The organism is uncultured Tissierella sp. (assembly GCF_902479755.1).
GTDB classification, from domain to species: domain Bacteria; phylum Bacillota; class Clostridia; order Tissierellales; family Tissierellaceae; genus Tissierella; species Tissierella carlieri.
In genome coordinates this window covers 1-15,725 of record NZ_CABSQO010000013.1, presented here as the reverse complement: position 1 = coordinate 15,725, position 15,725 = coordinate 1, and the positions used below count along the sequence as shown (strand labels likewise).

General features: G+C 31.5%; 12 protein-coding genes. 2 read left to right on the top strand and 10 right to left on the bottom strand.

Annotation, left to right across the window (positions count from 1 at the left end; all coding sequences use genetic code 11):
* Window positions 1–7: 7 nt before the first annotated feature.
* From RDK80_RS08545 to RDK80_RS08510, 8 genes are all read right to left on the bottom strand, one after another.
* The gene (locus tag RDK80_RS08545; protein ID WP_308524039.1) at window positions 8–1,150 is read right to left on the bottom strand and encodes an ABC transporter permease; all 1,143 of its coding nucleotides are present in this window, start codon (window positions 1,148–1,150) and stop codon (window positions 8–10) included.
* Entirely contained in the window at window positions 1,147–3,096 is a 1,950-nt protein-coding gene (locus RDK80_RS08540; protein ID WP_308524038.1) for an HlyD family efflux transporter periplasmic adaptor subunit, read from the bottom strand. The genes RDK80_RS08545 and RDK80_RS08540 overlap by 4 nt, the downstream gene beginning before the upstream one ends.
* 22 nt (window positions 3,097–3,118) lie before the next feature.
* A complete protein-coding gene (locus RDK80_RS08535) occupies window positions 3,119–3,997 on the bottom strand; it encodes a carbohydrate ABC transporter permease (protein WP_308524037.1) in 879 nt (292 codons plus the stop codon).
* Between the two features lie 13 nt (window positions 3,998–4,010).
* Entirely contained in the window at window positions 4,011–4,868 is an 858-nt protein-coding gene (locus RDK80_RS08530) for a sugar ABC transporter permease (RefSeq protein WP_308524036.1), read from the bottom strand.
* A gap of 22 nt (window positions 4,869–4,890) precedes the next feature.
* Window positions 4,891–6,237: an extracellular solute-binding protein gene (locus tag RDK80_RS08525; protein ID WP_308524035.1), complete on the bottom strand. Its 1,347-nt coding sequence runs from the start codon at window positions 6,235–6,237 to the stop codon at window positions 4,891–4,893.
* 142 nt (window positions 6,238–6,379) lie between these two features.
* On the bottom strand, window positions 6,380–8,308 hold the full coding sequence (locus tag RDK80_RS08520) for a HAMP domain-containing sensor histidine kinase (RefSeq protein WP_308524034.1): 1,929 nt from the start codon (window positions 8,306–8,308) through the stop codon (window positions 6,380–6,382).
* A gap of 11 nt (window positions 8,309–8,319) precedes the next feature.
* Entirely contained in the window at window positions 8,320–9,003 is a 684-nt protein-coding gene (locus RDK80_RS08515) for a response regulator transcription factor (protein ID WP_308524033.1), read from the bottom strand.
* Window positions 9,004–9,848: 845 nt separating this feature from the next.
* On the bottom strand, window positions 9,849–10,718 hold the full coding sequence (locus tag RDK80_RS08510) for a LysR family transcriptional regulator (protein WP_308524032.1): 870 nt from the start codon (window positions 10,716–10,718) through the stop codon (window positions 9,849–9,851).
* 153 nt (window positions 10,719–10,871) lie between these two features.
* Between RDK80_RS08510 and RDK80_RS08505 the strand changes: the two genes are divergently transcribed.
* Both RDK80_RS08505 and RDK80_RS08500 read left to right on the top strand, forming a co-directional pair.
* Window positions 10,872–12,608 carry an ABC transporter ATP-binding protein gene (locus RDK80_RS08505; protein WP_308524031.1) on the top strand — a complete coding sequence of 579 codons (1,737 nt, stop codon included), beginning with the start codon at window positions 10,872–10,874 and terminating at the stop codon, window positions 12,606–12,608.
* A complete protein-coding gene (locus tag RDK80_RS08500; RefSeq protein WP_308524030.1) occupies window positions 12,605–14,341 on the top strand; it encodes an ABC transporter ATP-binding protein in 1,737 nt (578 codons plus the stop codon). The genes RDK80_RS08505 and RDK80_RS08500 overlap by 4 nt, the downstream gene beginning before the upstream one ends.
* A 194-nt stretch (window positions 14,342–14,535) precedes the next feature.
* On the opposite strand, the gene RDK80_RS08495 is transcribed toward RDK80_RS08500, so the two are convergent.
* The gene (locus RDK80_RS08495) at window positions 14,536–15,123 is read right to left on the bottom strand and encodes a DUF3841 domain-containing protein (RefSeq protein WP_308524029.1); all 588 of its coding nucleotides are present in this window, start codon (window positions 15,121–15,123) and stop codon (window positions 14,536–14,538) included.
* 168 nt (window positions 15,124–15,291) lie between these two features.
* Window positions 15,292–15,558, bottom strand: coding sequence for an ATP-binding domain-containing protein (locus RDK80_RS08490; RefSeq protein WP_235601246.1), 267 nt, complete (start codon window positions 15,556–15,558; stop codon window positions 15,292–15,294).
* Window positions 15,559–15,725: the final 167 nt, after the last annotated feature.

Sequence of the window (15,725 nt, the reverse complement as noted above, 5' to 3'; positions counted from 1 at the left end):
TATGTCTTCATGCATCCTTCATCTCAGTTCTAATTAGGAAATTCCTTTGATTTTTTCTAAATAATATGGTCAAAATAGATGCAGCTAATAATATAGATAGGAAAAACAATATATTGGATATAGTATTTAGACGATTTAGATATTGCAATCCTGGAACTCCAATACTAGACTGAATGTAAAAGTCTAATATATCCATCAAAGCATGAAAATTATAATTCCTCCACATAAAAAACCCATCAGGTATACATGGTCTAAATCGAGTTATCTTCCAAATTAATGAGGCAGCCAGCATATAGCCTAAGGAATATAAAAGCTGAAAGAGATTTTTTCTATTACTGAAAATCCACCATATATCTCTTATATAGTTTTCTTTCAAAAATTCTATTATTACTTGCTTTAAGCTCCTTATATTATTCAATATCATTTTCCATAAAAAAATGATAATACCTATACCCATAATAAAAATAATAAATTTAAAACGCTGCATAGCAATATCCTTGTACTGACTCATTTCAACAATATTTATGCTGTCAGACAGATATCCCATTTCTGTTATAATTGGCTGTATCTCCGATATATTATCAAGCTGAAGCCATATATCCAAAACCTCCAACTCATTAAAAGCAAGCTTATTTAATTTTTCAAAGGGCATATATAGAAATATTTCATCCTTCTGTGCTAGATCCTTTTCTACCACTCCAATTACTTGAAATTTTTCATTTTCTATAGTTATATCATTACCTACAACCCTTTGTATATTTCCAAAAAAATGCCAAGCAGCTCCGCTGCTTAACACAACTACATTACTGTTTTTCTTAATCTGTGCATCATTGAAAAATGACCCTGATAATATTTTCAACTTACTCATATAGGAAAAATCCTCATTGGTTCCGATAATCTCTGACCGACCTTCAATCATACTAGAATAAACATTCATATACTGTCTTGCCATAAAAGTAAAGGACTGTTTCTTCTCTTTTAAGAAAGTAATATCCTTGGCATTAAAAAAAGTGAACTCCTTATCTATAGACATCATATAAAGGTCGTTGGCTGTACTCTCTCCTATATATTTTCCTATAAGATAACACAACCCTGTGGTTAAGCATAGTATCAAAGACAAAAGCACCAGAACTCTTTTCTTTACTTTCATTTTTTATCACCGGTACTTTCATATCTCACCCGACTTCCGGCATCAATAGGAGAAGTGCTTGTGACAATAATTGGTTCAAACAAAGCTAATTCTTTAATGGCTGACAGAGAATTATCCGAGTCTATTAATTCCACATAAGTCTTATGAGCAATAAAGTTTCTGCCCAATACATTATTTTCCTCTCGAAGCACCAAAACATAATAGCCATTTATGTCTTTTCTTATTGTATCATTTGGTATAATAAAATTGTATAGCTCACTTTCAGTTTTAATCTTTATATCAGCATTTTTCCCCGCCAGCTGAAATGAGGTATCCTTTAGGGTTATAGTTATTTTATGTCCTGTGCCATCTTCATTTCCATTGGGATTTATACCTATAATCTCACCCTTCAATGTTTCTGCAATACCCTTTACTTTTATTTCCACAGAACTTTCCGTATTAAACAGATCTAATTGTTCCTCATCAATAACTAACTCTGCCTTAAATTCATTTGACATATCCTGCATCTGAACCAAAACATCATTTTTGTTTATAAACCTTCCCGCCTCACATTCTACATCAATAATGATGCCGTCTGCTTCTGCTACAATTTTACTATTTTTTTCTTGCTCAAGCTTCTTATTTAATATCAAAAGCTCAGACTGAGTATTGCTTAATTGAAAATTCATTTCCATCATTGTATATTCATTCTCCTTTTCAAAGGAAAAGGTTTTTTCATATAAGCTATTTAATTGTTCATGCTTATTCTTTAATAAAGCATTTTTAGCTTCTTTTTCAGATTGTATATATTGTTCATATTGCATCTTAGCCATTTCAAGATTATTCTCTGCTTCATGAAGCTCGGATCTATTTGTCATTCCTGCATTAAACTGTTCCTTTTTATCATTTAATCTCTTCTCTGCCATATCAATATTAAGCTCATATTCTAGCTTTTTCAATGATTCATATCTGCCATCTTCAATATTATCTATCTCAGATTTTATATCTGAAATTTCACTCTTCAATTTTCTGATTTCTCTTCTTTCTGCAGCTAAATCTTCAGATTCTAAATTATTCAGCTTCATATTCAAAAGTTTAATATCCTGTTCCTTTCTTCGTATGTCCAATGTAAGCTGCTCAATAATAAGTTCATCTGTTTCCTGTTCTAATTTTCTATTCAATATTAAAAGCTCATCTTGAATATTCTCTATTTGGAAATGCAAATCCGTAATTGCATATTCATTTTCCTCTTCAAAGGAAAATGTTTTTTCGTACAATCTATTCAATTGTTCCTGTTTATCTTTTAATAAGTTGTTTTTAGCTTCTTTTTCAGATTGTATATATTGTTCATATTGTAACTTAGCCATTTCAAGATTATTTTCTGCTTCATGAAGCTCTGACCTGTTTGTCATTCCTGCGTTAAATTGCTCCTTTTTATCACTTAACCTTTTCTCCGCCATATCGATATTAAACTCATATTCCAATTTTTTTAATGATTCATATGTGCCATTTTCAATACTATCTATCTCAGCTTCTACATCTGAAATCTCAACATTCAATTTTTCAATTTCTCCTTTTTGGGGAGACAAATCCTTAGATTTCAGATTATTTAATTTCATATTTAAAAGCTTAATATCCTGTTCCTTTCTTCGTATGTCCAATGTCAATTGCTCAATATAATCCTTATCTAAATCAAATTCTATAAGAGCCTGCCCCTTTATTACCTTATCACCGGGCTTAATAAAAACATCCTTCACTATTCCTTCTTTTTTTGCATAGACATCATAGCTGTCTCTATAAGTAATAATTGAGGTTCCTTCAATGGTATTCACTAATTTCCCACCTGTAAGAGATACTGCTGTTACAGGTGGAAGATTGAAATTGTAGATAGTTTTAGAAAAAAAGGTTAGAAAAAGTGTAATTCCTAAAAATATACCTATTCCTTTTATAGATTTTTTGCTATTCATATGTTTTAATCACCTCTCAATGTTATCCTTTTAATCCTGATAAATTTATTCCTTCTTTTAAATATTCCTGACCGTAAAACAATATAATCAATACTGGAAAAATATAAAAGCATGATGATGCAAAGGATACTCCCATCTGCCCTTCATTGATTCTGGCTAAGAATAATGACATGGGCTGTGCATAAGTATCTTTAACGAAAATAACAGCCTGGTCAACTATATTCCAATAATCAATAAAGGTAAGCATAGCTACAGAAGCAAGTCCTGATTTTATCATAGGCAACACAATACTGAAGAATATCCTGATATGCCCAGCCCCATCCATTTGTGCTGATTCTATATATGCACTTGGTATCATCTTCATAAACTGTCTTAGAAGAAATACTCCAAAGGGATTAAATATACCAGGCAGAATGATGGCGAGATAATTGTCTGTCATATTTAACCAATCAAATACTATGTAGTTTGGCATTAAGGTAACCTGCAAAGGAAGCAGCATGACAATAATATAAATAAAAAATAAAAGTTCCCTACCTTTAAATTGAAGTATTGTAAATGCATAAGCTGCCATAGAGGATACAAATAATTGTCCCACCACAATAGGAACAGCAATTTTAACGGAATTCCAAAACATATTGAGATAAACAGGATTCTCTAAAAGTATATGGATATACTGAGATAGTGTAATCTTTTCTGGAATTATAGCCATATCAACAAATTTTCCTTCTGGATGAAAAATATCTCCCATAGTACTATAATGACTACTCACTTCATTCATACTCATCAAAGAGTTGGTAAAGGTAATGACCAAGGGAAGAATATAAATGATTGCCATAATAGAGAACACAATCAATAAAGTTACATGAAAAATTCTTTTGGAATTGGGTTTTGGTTTACACATGACTATTACCTCCTTAACCTCTTAAATCTTTAGCCAATCTATTCTCGGTCTTAAATATCACAGCCACAAAAAATACAATGACAATAGTCAAAATATAAACGGCACTAACAAGTTTTGAATAATTTAATGATAGAAACATATTATTCATGTAATGTTGCAGAACATACAGACTTTCATGAGGATATTCCCCTGTAATAATATATATTTCCTTAAATACCTTAAAGGAATTAACAAATGTCATAATCAATACTAAAAATATGGTAGGCGTCAAATATAGCAATGTTATTTTAGTAAATTTATGAAGCCAATTAGCACCTTCAATATCAGCACTTTCATAATACTCTTCCGGAATATTATTTAGTCCACTGATAAAAAGAGCCATATTATAGCCTATGTTTTTCCATAAGAATATAAATATCATAACAAGCATACCGTATTTACTCTGAAACCAATCTATTTTATCCATTCCAAAAGTGCTTAAGTATTTATTGACAACACCGTTTACACTAAAAAGATTTTCCCAAAAGAATGCTATAGTCGCTGAAGGTATAACCAATGGTATTAAAAATACAAGGCTAAACTGATTTCTATATTTTGTAAGCTTGTTTATAGCCAATGCTATAAACAAAGATAACAACATATTAAGAGGTATGCTGACTACCATAAAAATAGCCGTATTTTTAAGACCTAGCATAAAATATTGATTTTGGAATAAATCAATAAAGTTTTTAAGGCCTACAAATTTCATATTTATGGGATTATCAGTCAGCCCATAAACTAAAGAAAAAATAAAGGGAAAGAGATAAAAAAATGAAAATCCTAATAAACTGATGCTCAGCATAATAATTGGTATTTTATTATTCTTTTTCATTTAATCATCTCGCTCTCAAATATTATTCGTTTAAATACTTACTTATCTTTGCTTGCAATATCCTCGCAGCTTCTTCTGCCGACTGTTCTCCATTAAAAAATTTGTTACTCTCTTCCCAGATAAATTCACTAATGACAGGATCATTTATATCATAAGCATTAATTTCCATTACCCATTTTTCTAAAAGATTTCTATATTCTTCTTTGCTAACCTCTTCATCTTTGTTATATAATTTTAAAATCCTTTCAGCAGAATTATCAAAGCCTTTTTTATTTACACCTAGTCCATAGAAGCCCGGTAAACTTTGTACTTCTTCTGATAATAAAAACTTAATGAACTCCCATGCCAACTTTTTATGCTTAGAATTGCTACTGATTCCAACACTATTACTTGGATTTACATAAACATTTCCACTGGCATCAGACAATGGCATTGCATAAGTATAAGTATCTGGAAGTAAACTAAAGAAAGCAGCCTGTGTGTCAAAGTCAACATTAAAGGCGAAGTAATATTCCATATTATAAAAATCTATACTGCCTTTTGCTGCAAAATAACCTTTATTCTCTAAATCCTTTATATGATTCAATAAATTAATATATCGTTCTCCAATATTTACCTTTTTATTGTCTATATCAATAAATTCATTAAGATAGTCTCTAAAAGCATAGTTTAAAAAGTGTGCTCCTTCCTCTTGGCTTAAAAAAGTATTTTTTCTGCTTGTATTATCTACAAGCTGTTGTGCAAACTCCGCCGCTTTTTCAAAGCTGATTTTTGTCATGTCATCATCTATTTTTTTGTTGCTATCGGTCACCAACCGCTCATCAAAGCTAACAACGGAAAATCTACTCATAAGCGGCAGCATATATATTTTTCCATCTTTGTCCTTTTGAGCTTCTAGTACATTCATAAAATAATTATCGGAATTAATCTCAGGTGTAAGGTTTAATAAATTACTTAACTCTTCAAATACACCCATATTAATATACTTATGAATTGGGAGATGTCCTGTAAGAATAATATCTTCAGCCTTTCCTGTCATTATTTTTGTATTTAACTGATTTCTATAGCTCTCTGCGGAAAATTCCTCAGAAGTACCGACAACATTATCACCTTCTGTCCTCACATATGAATTTATGATAATATTTACATCAGGATACTTGCTCATAAACTTTTGGGCTGCTATTGTTAAATATTCTTGCTCAAACATAGCTGAAACCGTAAGCTCTCCCTCCATCTTAGGGGGTATATATTCCTCTTCATCCTTTTGTTTTGACAGGTTAAGAGTTTCTTCATCACTATTCTGGATATTTCCAGTACATCCAACTAATATTGTTAGAATTAGTATAGTAGCAAGTAAGGTTTTTTTCATTATCTCCTCTCCTCTTCTAATTAGATTTATTTACATATAGATTATATAAGAAGAAGTTGATAAAATTTCTTAGGATTTGCTTAGGATTGTTTTAGTCATTAAAAAAAAGCGTAATATAGTTAACTATAATACGCTTTTTCTGCTATAAAGATATATCCTTTAACTCAATAATGACTTTAAACATATCTCCTTCTGTCTCAATATTGATACTGCCATGATGAAGCTCTATGATACTCTTCGCTATGGCAAGCCCTAATCCCGAACCTTCAGAGCTTCTTGAACTGTCCGCTCTTTTAAACCGTAAAAATAATTCATCGGTTTCAAAATCCATTTTATAGGAGGCTATGTTTTTTATACTGATAATGAGCTGTCTATCTTCTATATCTTCTGTAATTGCTGCATATATCCTTGTATTTGGCAAAGAATATTTGACTGCATTGCTTATAATATTATCAAATACTCTCCACATTTTAAGACTATCACAAGACCACAAGATTTGCTTGCTTGTGGCTTCTACAACTAGCTCAAGCTTCCCTTCATTCATTTTCTCCGTATATTCGTAACCTATTTGCTTAATCATCAACACAATGTCAACCTGTGAAATATCCAACTGAATATTACCGCTTTCTATTCTCGACAGTTCGAATAAATCTTCAATTAAAATATTAAGTCTCTTTGCATTTGTATCAGCATTAAAAATATATTTTTCTATTTCATTTGATACTCCTTTTTTCTTAACTAATTCAATATAGTTTATAATAGATGTTAGAGGTGTTCTTAAATCATGGGAAATATTAGTCACTAGCTCATATTTTAACCTTTCACTCTTTTTTTGTTCTTCAAGTGCATGGACATAGCTTTCTTTTATTTCATTAATACTATGAGCTATTTTACCATAACTATCATTTCCAATAACCGGAACACTTTGCTCCAAATCACCCTTTGCTATTTTTTGTGTAATGTCTATAACTTCTCTTGTATATATTCTTTTGTTTATTATGATTTGACGAATTAATATAAAAAACATCAAAATAACTAAATTATGTATAATCACTATGGGCCATTTCGTTTTGAGCATTAAGATGTAATCGTATATGGTATTCCCCGGTCCAAAGAAGGATAGTACAAAAAAGTACCAAATAATCTGCAAAATCAATCCTATAATCCATGCAGGTATATTTTTTGTGAGTCTGTTTTCCCATTCCTGACTAAATTTCATATTGTCCTTTTTATATTCACCCGCTTTTATTATCAACAATATGGAACCCGTTAGCATGATGAATGTCAATATAACAAAGGTAAAATATAAAATAATACGTCTCAACAATGCCGAAAAAAGCCCTATCGTATATAAATAGGTATTAAATAAAAATACTAAAAGGATAAAAGCCAATATGGGACTTCCTAATCTTACATCTATTGGTATTACACTTATTCCTTCATTTAAATTCTCTATTGCTTTCTTATATACTGCAATGTACAGTATAATGCCAAATAAAAGAGAAATTACAGCAATTTTAATCTCTAAATATAATATTTTTTGCTGTTTAAATCCTGTATCAATAGCGTAACCAAATAAACTTGAGGTCGTTTTATCATTTTTATCGATAAATATGAAGCCTGAAAAGTTAATATGCTTCGAATCAATATTCCTATAATCTAATGTAAACGATAGCTTTGAATCTCCTATACCTTTTAAGGATGTCCTTTGATAATCACTATATTCAAAGGATAAAATATTAAGCTGAGAAGAAAATTCAATATGATTCATATCCTCCGGAAGGTTAGTAAAGGTTTCTTTTGTATTATCATCTGTAATATAATAATATGCTCCTTTATTTCGTACCTGAAATGCTTCTTCTTCTGCCTCCGACATATCTCCCGTTATAAATCTATATACTTGGGAACAATAGTCACTAACAGTATTATTCAGATAATTACTATAAATATATCCTTCAAAGAAAAATCTTCTATTTTTCCAAATCCCAATAGAGGATACCATACTTATACTTATGAATAAAATGGAGATAAAAAATATAACCCTATATATCCTATTATTTTTATTTTTCATAGGCTTTCCTCTCATTCAATCATATATCCATGACCCCATACAACTTTCAAATATATAGGCCTTTTAGGATTTAGCTCTATCTTTTCTCTTATCTTACTGATATGAAACATTACGGTACTCTCCGAATCCAAAAACGGCTGTTTCCATACTGATTCATAAATGGTTTGCAAGGATAATACCGTTCCCTTGTTTTTTGCCAATAATAATAGAATTTTATATTCTGTAGGTGTGAGTTTAATTGATTCATCATTAACTTCTACTGTCTTATTCCTTTGATTTATTGTCAATCCTCTTATATCAATCTGATTTTGATCTAACGGCCCAGCATTTAATTTTGTATATCTTCTAAGCTGTGCCTTTACTCTGGCTAATAATTCAGGAGGGCTGAAGGGTTTAGTTATATAATCATCTCCACCTACTTCCAGCCCTTCTATCTTATCATATTCTTCAGTCTTAGCCGATAAGAAAATAATAGGAATATTGTTACTCTCTCTAATACGCAAAGTGGTTTTAATACCATCTAAATTTGGCATCATAATATCCATAATAATGAGATGTATCTTATGAAGCTTTAGTACATCAATAGCTCGTAGACCATCCTCTGCTTTATAAACATTATATCCTGCTTCTTTTAAGTATATCTCAAGTACTTCCAATATCTCCGCATTATCATCTGCAACTAGTATATTATACATTCTTTAATCACCTTTTTATTATATACATTATTCTCATGTCATTATATAATACCTTGACCCTTTTTTCAAACAGCATCGCTATAGTTAGTAATGACTTAAAAAATCGCAAAATACAGTCCTATGACCGATTTGCAATTTTTTACAAATATATCTTACTTAGTATCAGTAATTAAATTAATTTGATTTTCGGACGGTTTCTATAAATGAAAAACCTCCAACGTCTTCATGTGAATATCGATATTCTCCTTTTGTAAATCCTTGCTTTAATATGGTCTTAACTCTCCCCTATGCTACTAATTTTAATTTCTCTAAATATATTATTTAAAGAATATACTTCTTTGATATATCATCAGACTATAGTATTCTACTGAATCAATTTAAATCTGATAAAATAACTCCATGACTCTTAAGATTACAAAGTTCATCAGTTGTAATAATAAAATCTTCCCATTCAGTATCCCTAAGCTTTGCTTTTTCTCTGTTATCCAAATCACCGTCTCTATAGTAATCAATTGCCTACTCATATCATATATGAATTTTAGTCATGACAATTGCACCTATATATATAAATTGTCAACTATTTTTTGTAGGCACATGCCTACTTTAACTAGTAAATAAAAAATAAGTAGTCTATCTAAAACTTCCATCTTAACATAGCGATTTTTATCAATGAACTCTTTATGAAACTTATAATAAAAAAAGAACTTACTTCCAAAAGTGAATCCTTTAAATTTAAAGTTATATCTGATATTAAAAATTAAGTTATATTGTATCAAGAAGAAAAACAGATTCATAAAATATAAATTCCCAGCAATTTTCTAGGAGCGGCCTTTTATATTTTATACCTATACTCTTCCAAAGCTTTCTATAAATTTTAATGCAATGGGAGAAATATATCTATCTTTTACCCATATTGCAGCTATTTGAGTTCTCAACTTTTCACTTTCTATCTCTTTGTAAATCAGATTTCTATTAGCAGCAAGTTCAAATACAGACTTAGGTACAATAGCTATTCCAAACCCTGCATTTGCCCACATAAGAGCTGTCCGAGCATCGTCATTTTTACAGAATATCTCTGGCTCGAATCCATGCTCCATACAAGTTTCATAAATTAGATGTTCAAACCTTCTGTAAATAATCAACGGCTTATTTTCTAGTTCATTGATTGATATAGTAAACTTATCTGGGTTCCAATAATATTCCTTTGGTATTGCAGCTACCATAGGCTCATCATCTGCATATTTGCACTCAAAGTTTAAAGCATTAAATGGTGTTCTGGCAATGCCTACTTCAATAATACCTTTATTTAGCAAATCAATAAGTGTAAAAGTATTCCCCTCATATATTTCAAATTTAATACCAGAATGTTCCTTGTGAAATTCTGATATCCTTCCGCTTAGAAGTGTTTCACCTGATGATGAAACTGTACCTATTGATAATGTTCCCTTTAGTCCCTTACTGAAATCTTCAATTTCTTTTACAACAGAATTCGATAATTCTAAGATTTGGCGTGCCCTGTTCATCAATATCTTCCCTGCATCTGTAAGCTGTATGTTCCGCGAGCCTCGCTCTACAAGCTTTACACCAAGCTCATCTTCCAAAAGCTTGAGTTGTTGACTTAGGGGTGGCTGTGCCATATGAAGTTTTTTAGCCGCTAAAGTTATTTGACCTTCTTCTGCAATGGCTAAAAAATATTTTAATTGTCTTATATCCATAGAAACCTCCAAGAAAGATATATTTTTTTCATATATTATATATACAGAATAGATATTTTAAATATGGAAAATCGTATGATACAATTATAGCCGGAGATATGAAAACATGCAATATATTTCTAACCATTATATTACAAGTGGAGGATGATAAATTTGTTCAAGCTTAAAGTTTTTTTAAGACCATATAAAAAAGAATGCATAATTGGTCCAGCTTTTAAGCTACTAGAGGCGATCTTTGAATTGCTACTGCCCACAATTATGGTGCTCATCATTAACAACGGCGTTGATAAACACAATATAGATTATGTACTTAAAATGGGAGGACTTATGCTTCTGATGGCAATACTTGGATTTTGCAGCTCCATGATATGCCAATATTATGCTGCGCGTGCCTCACAGGGCTTTGGTACAGGTTTAAGAAATACTCTTTTTAAACATATGTCTTCTTTTTCTTATGCGGAAATAGATACTTTTGGTACATCATCCCTAATAAATCGAATTACAAATGATGTAAATCAGCTTCAGCTTGCGGTTGCCATGCTAATACGTCTAGTCATACGTGCACCTTTTATATGTATAGGTGCAATTGTCATGGCCATGATACTAGACTTCAGGTTATCACTAATTTTTTTAGTTACCACACCTATTTTCGCAATTATATTGTACCTTGTTATAAGTAAATCCTCACCTCTCTACCGCAAATATCAAAAAAAGCTTGATAAAATTGCACTAATATTACGAGAAAATCTTTCTGGAGTAAGAGTAATCCGTGCATTTGCCAGAACTGAAAATGAGAAGCAACGCTTCTGTGCCGCTAATGATGATTTAACTGACTCCGCTATTGCCGTTGGTAAAATATCTTCATTGCTCAATCCTATGACATCATTTGTAATGAACGCTGCCATTATAGGCATATTATGGATCTCTGGGTTTCATGTTAACACAGGAAGGCTTTCCCATGGAGAAATTATTGCCTTTGTAAATTACATTACTCAAATACTACTTGCACTTATAGTAGTATCCAACCTTGTAATTATATTTACTAAGGCATCTGCTTCTGCCGACCGTATAAATGAGATTCTAGCAGTTACTGCATCTATTCCAGACAATGCAAAGTACTTTTGCAGCATTATTAATAGCAATGCTCCATCAATTCAATTCAGCAACGTTTCCTTTGCTTATAGTACTACAGGTGATATGGTCCTTGAAGATATTTCAATAATTATTAATCGTGGCGAGACCATTGGACTTATAGGCAGTACCGGATCAGGAAAATCTACATTTATCAACCTTATACCTAGATTTTATGATACGACAAAAGGTAATATTTTTGTGGATGGAATAAATGTTAAAGATTATAAGCTTCATGAGCTACGTAATAAAATTGGTATTGTGCCTCAAAATGCTGTATTGTTCATAGGGAGCATAGCTGAAAACATTCGCTGGGGAAAACAAAATGCCACAGATGAAGAGATTATAGCAGCAGCTAAAATTGCACAGGCTGATGAATTTATTTCAAAGCTTCCAGAAGGATATAACACACAGGTATCACGTGGTGGATTAAATTTTTCAGGCGGTCAAAAACAGCGTTTGACCATCGCTCGTGCTGTAGTTTCAAAACCTGATATTTTGATGCTTGATGATTCTGCAAGTGCATTAGACTTTGCTACAGATGCAGCCCTAAGGCAAGCAATTAATCAAATAAGCCAGAATATGACCGTACTAATTGTTTCTCAAAGAGTGAGCACAATAAAGGAAGCTGATAAAATTATTGTATTTGATAACAGACATATTGTAGGCTTTGGCACACATAAAGAACTTGTAAATAACTGTGAAGTATATAAAGAAATATGTATATCACAACTTTCAAGTAAGGAGTGTTCTATATGAACAAGGATATATTAAAAAGAATTTTAAAATACACTGAAAAATATAAAGCTCATGTGTTTGGGTCCTTTATAGCTGCAATTTTAAGTGTGACATCAAGCTTGATTGGCCCAATTCTAATAGGTAAATCTATCGACCATATGATTGGAATAGGTGCTGTAGATTTCAGGTCACTATTCAAAACTTTAATCATTTTGGCATTAATCTATGCTATTGGTAACCTATTTGTGTGGCTTTTGACCTATCTAACGAATTGGATATCATATCAAACTGTTAATGATATGCGCCATCAACTTTTTGACAAAATTAGTACCTTGCCTCTAAAATTCTATGATACTCACCCTCATGGCGATACAATAAGTCATTTTATAAATGATATAGATGCAATCTCAGATGGAATGCTTCATGGTATATCAACATTGCTCACGGCTGTAGTTACCATTGTAGGTGCAATAGGATTTATGTTATATATAAGCCCAATTATGACAATAGTAGTGCTTTTTTCTGCTCCTGCTTCTTTTTTAATGGCACGATTTATTGCTAACCGTTCACAGCAAATGTTTAAGGCCCAGGCGAGAAATTTGGGGAAATTAAATGACTATGTAGAAGAAATTATTAGCGGGCAAAAAGTTGTGAAGGCTTTTAATTATGAAGACCGCTCTTTTAAAGAATTTAAGAAAATTAACAATACATTACATAGTTCTGGCCTAAAATCACAGTTTTACGGCTCCCTATCTGGACCTACTACTCGTCTTATAAACAATATTACCTATTCTACTATAGGTGTTATCGGCAGTACTTTGGTCATCCTAGGAAAAATAACAGTTGGAGATATATCAAGTTTCCTTATTTACTCGAATCTATTTGCAAAGCCTTTTAATGACATAACTGGAATACTCACCCAGATACAGTCTGCAATTGCATCAGCGCAGCGTATATTCTATATTATTGACATGCCGTCAGAAAGACCTGATGCTAAAGATGCTATTAATATTAAGCACAGTCAAGGTAAAATAAACTTTAATAATGTGACTTTTTCATACAATCCCCAGCGTCCTCTGATTACAGATTTCAACCTGAATGTGAGATCTGGCACCAGGATTGCCATAGTGGGTAAAACCGGTGCTGGTAAGACGACTCTCGTAAACTTACTTATGCGGTTTTATGATATTGATAATGGGTCTATATCCATTGATGGTATTGATATTAGGAACATCACCCGTGACAGCTTACGATCCAGTTTTGGCATGGTACTTCAAGATACATGGCTGTTTTCAGGTACCATACGAGACAATATCTCTTATGGCAATCCAAATGCAACAGATAAAGAAATTATTGCAGCATCTAAATCTGCCGAGGCTCACAACTTTATAAAATCTTTACCTAATGGTTATAACACACTTATTTCTGACGCTGGTGGAAATTTATCTCAAGGACAAAAACAACTCCTCACCATTGCTCGAGTAATGCTCGTCGATCCGCCAATGCTTATTTTAGATGAAGCCACAAGCAATATAGATACCAGAACGGAAATCCATATACAAAAAGCATTTCTAAAAATGGTTGAAGGTAGAACAAGCTTTGTTATAGCTCATAGACTTTCAACAATACGCGAAGCAGATCTGATTTTGGTCATGGATAATGGGAATATAGTGGAAAGTGGAACTCATAATCAGTTATTAAAAAATGGCGGATATTATGAAAGACTCTATAACAGCCAGTTCATTCCTGCATAAATTATTGCTTTTATTAATCTAGTTGCTAGAAAAACCTTAGGATATAATATTGAAATCCTAAGGTTTTGGTTTATGAATACCATTTGCTTAACAGCCAATATTCATAAACAATCATAGTTCTATAAGATAGCTTTACATCTATACTCGGCGGAGAGCTTGGAGAGTCACAGTAAACATTATCAAACATACTTATACTATCTTACTTTAAATATTTGTACTTTTTTTACTTCATCAAGTCTTAATTCCCAAAACGTACCTTGAATATATTCTCCTGAAGAGTAAATTTCATTATTAAGACATTCTTTTATATTAAATATTTTATCCCATGATTTTTCAATTAAATCTTGTCTTTCTTCTTTTGGTAATGAATCCAACCATTCCCATTCAGCATCTAGTTCATCTTCATTTCCACTATCTCCTATATACCAATTATTCAGAACATAATGCCATAAATCAAAGTCGCTTAATAAAACTTTCTTATCTGGAATCTCTAATTCAATACAAGCCATTTGCTCTCCCGATGGCCCATGAGCAGAGCGCCTTAAATCTGGTTTCTTATGTTGGCCTTTATAAATGTACCATCCCCATATAGGATATATATTAGATTTATAAGAGCTATCACCAATTTTATTTATCATTTTGTTTCTAATCCAATTATATTGCTCTAAAAATGAATAATCTTCATCTTTTAAATAGGATGCCAATTTTTCATCACATGTTACAATCTTTTCTTCTTTTAGCTTCTCCCAGATATCAATTGATTGTATTGTCCATATTTTCATATTTAAAATCTCCCTATTTTTCAATCCCTTCAACACTCTCAATTTCGGGTTGCTTTTCCTATTTCTTATCTTAATTCTAAGCTATCATCACTTAAATTATCATATATCATCTATAATCTATCCTAAAACGTCATCAGACATAATATGCTATTGTAAATATCCAGACCTTTATAAAATATCAAAGTAATCACCATCAATATCTAATAATATTGACGGTTTATCTTTATAATATATAAAAAGCTTATGCAAAGGTCTTGTTATTGAAACATATAGCAGTTTTATATGAAGTTCATCATCAATATAATTATCATTTGAGCAATTAAATATTATAACAGCATCAAATTCTAACCCCTTTGATAAATATGTTGGAATTACTACTACTCCACCTCCATAGGAAGTATCTTTATCAGTAATTAAATGTATATTATCATCCATAACATTCTTCAATGCTTGGTATACTTTTGTACTCTCCTCGGTAGTCTTACATATTACAGCAATTGACTTATGACCTTCTTCTTTAACTTCATTTATCCTTAAAGCTATATCATTAATTTATCAAGACCTAATTTTTAAAAATAGGTAATTAAGGAGAAATGAATATA

Coding starts and splice junctions, on each gene's coding strand:
- RDK80_RS08545 (WP_308524039.1), bottom strand. CDS start 1,150: ATGAAAGTAAAGAAAAGAGTTCTGGTGCTTTTGTCTTTGATACTATGC.
- RDK80_RS08495 (WP_308524029.1), bottom strand. CDS start 15,123: ATGAAAATATGGACAATACAATCAATTGATATCTGGGAGAAGCTAAAA.
- RDK80_RS08535 (WP_308524037.1), bottom strand. CDS start 3,997: ATGTGTAAACCAAAACCCAATTCCAAAAGAATTTTTCATGTAACTTTA.
- RDK80_RS08510 (WP_308524032.1), bottom strand. CDS start 10,718: ATGGATATAAGACAATTAAAATATTTTTTAGCCATTGCAGAAGAAGGT.
- RDK80_RS08530 (WP_308524036.1), bottom strand. CDS start 4,868: ATGAAAAAGAATAATAAAATACCAATTATTATGCTGAGCATCAGTTTA.
- RDK80_RS08525 (WP_308524035.1), bottom strand. CDS start 6,237: ATGAAAAAAACCTTACTTGCTACTATACTAATTCTAACAATATTAGTT.
- RDK80_RS08490 (WP_235601246.1), bottom strand. CDS start 15,558: ATGGATGATAATATACATTTAATTACTGATAAAGATACTTCCTATGGA.
- RDK80_RS08500 (WP_308524030.1), top strand. CDS start 12,605: ATGAACAAGGATATATTAAAAAGAATTTTAAAATACACTGAAAAATAT.
- RDK80_RS08515 (WP_308524033.1), bottom strand. CDS start 9,003: ATGTATAATATACTAGTTGCAGATGATAATGCGGAGATATTGGAAGTA.
- RDK80_RS08520 (WP_308524034.1), bottom strand. CDS start 8,308: ATGAAAAATAAAAATAATAGGATATATAGGGTTATATTTTTTATCTCC.
- RDK80_RS08540 (WP_308524038.1), bottom strand. CDS start 3,096: ATGAATAGCAAAAAATCTATAAAAGGAATAGGTATATTTTTAGGAATT.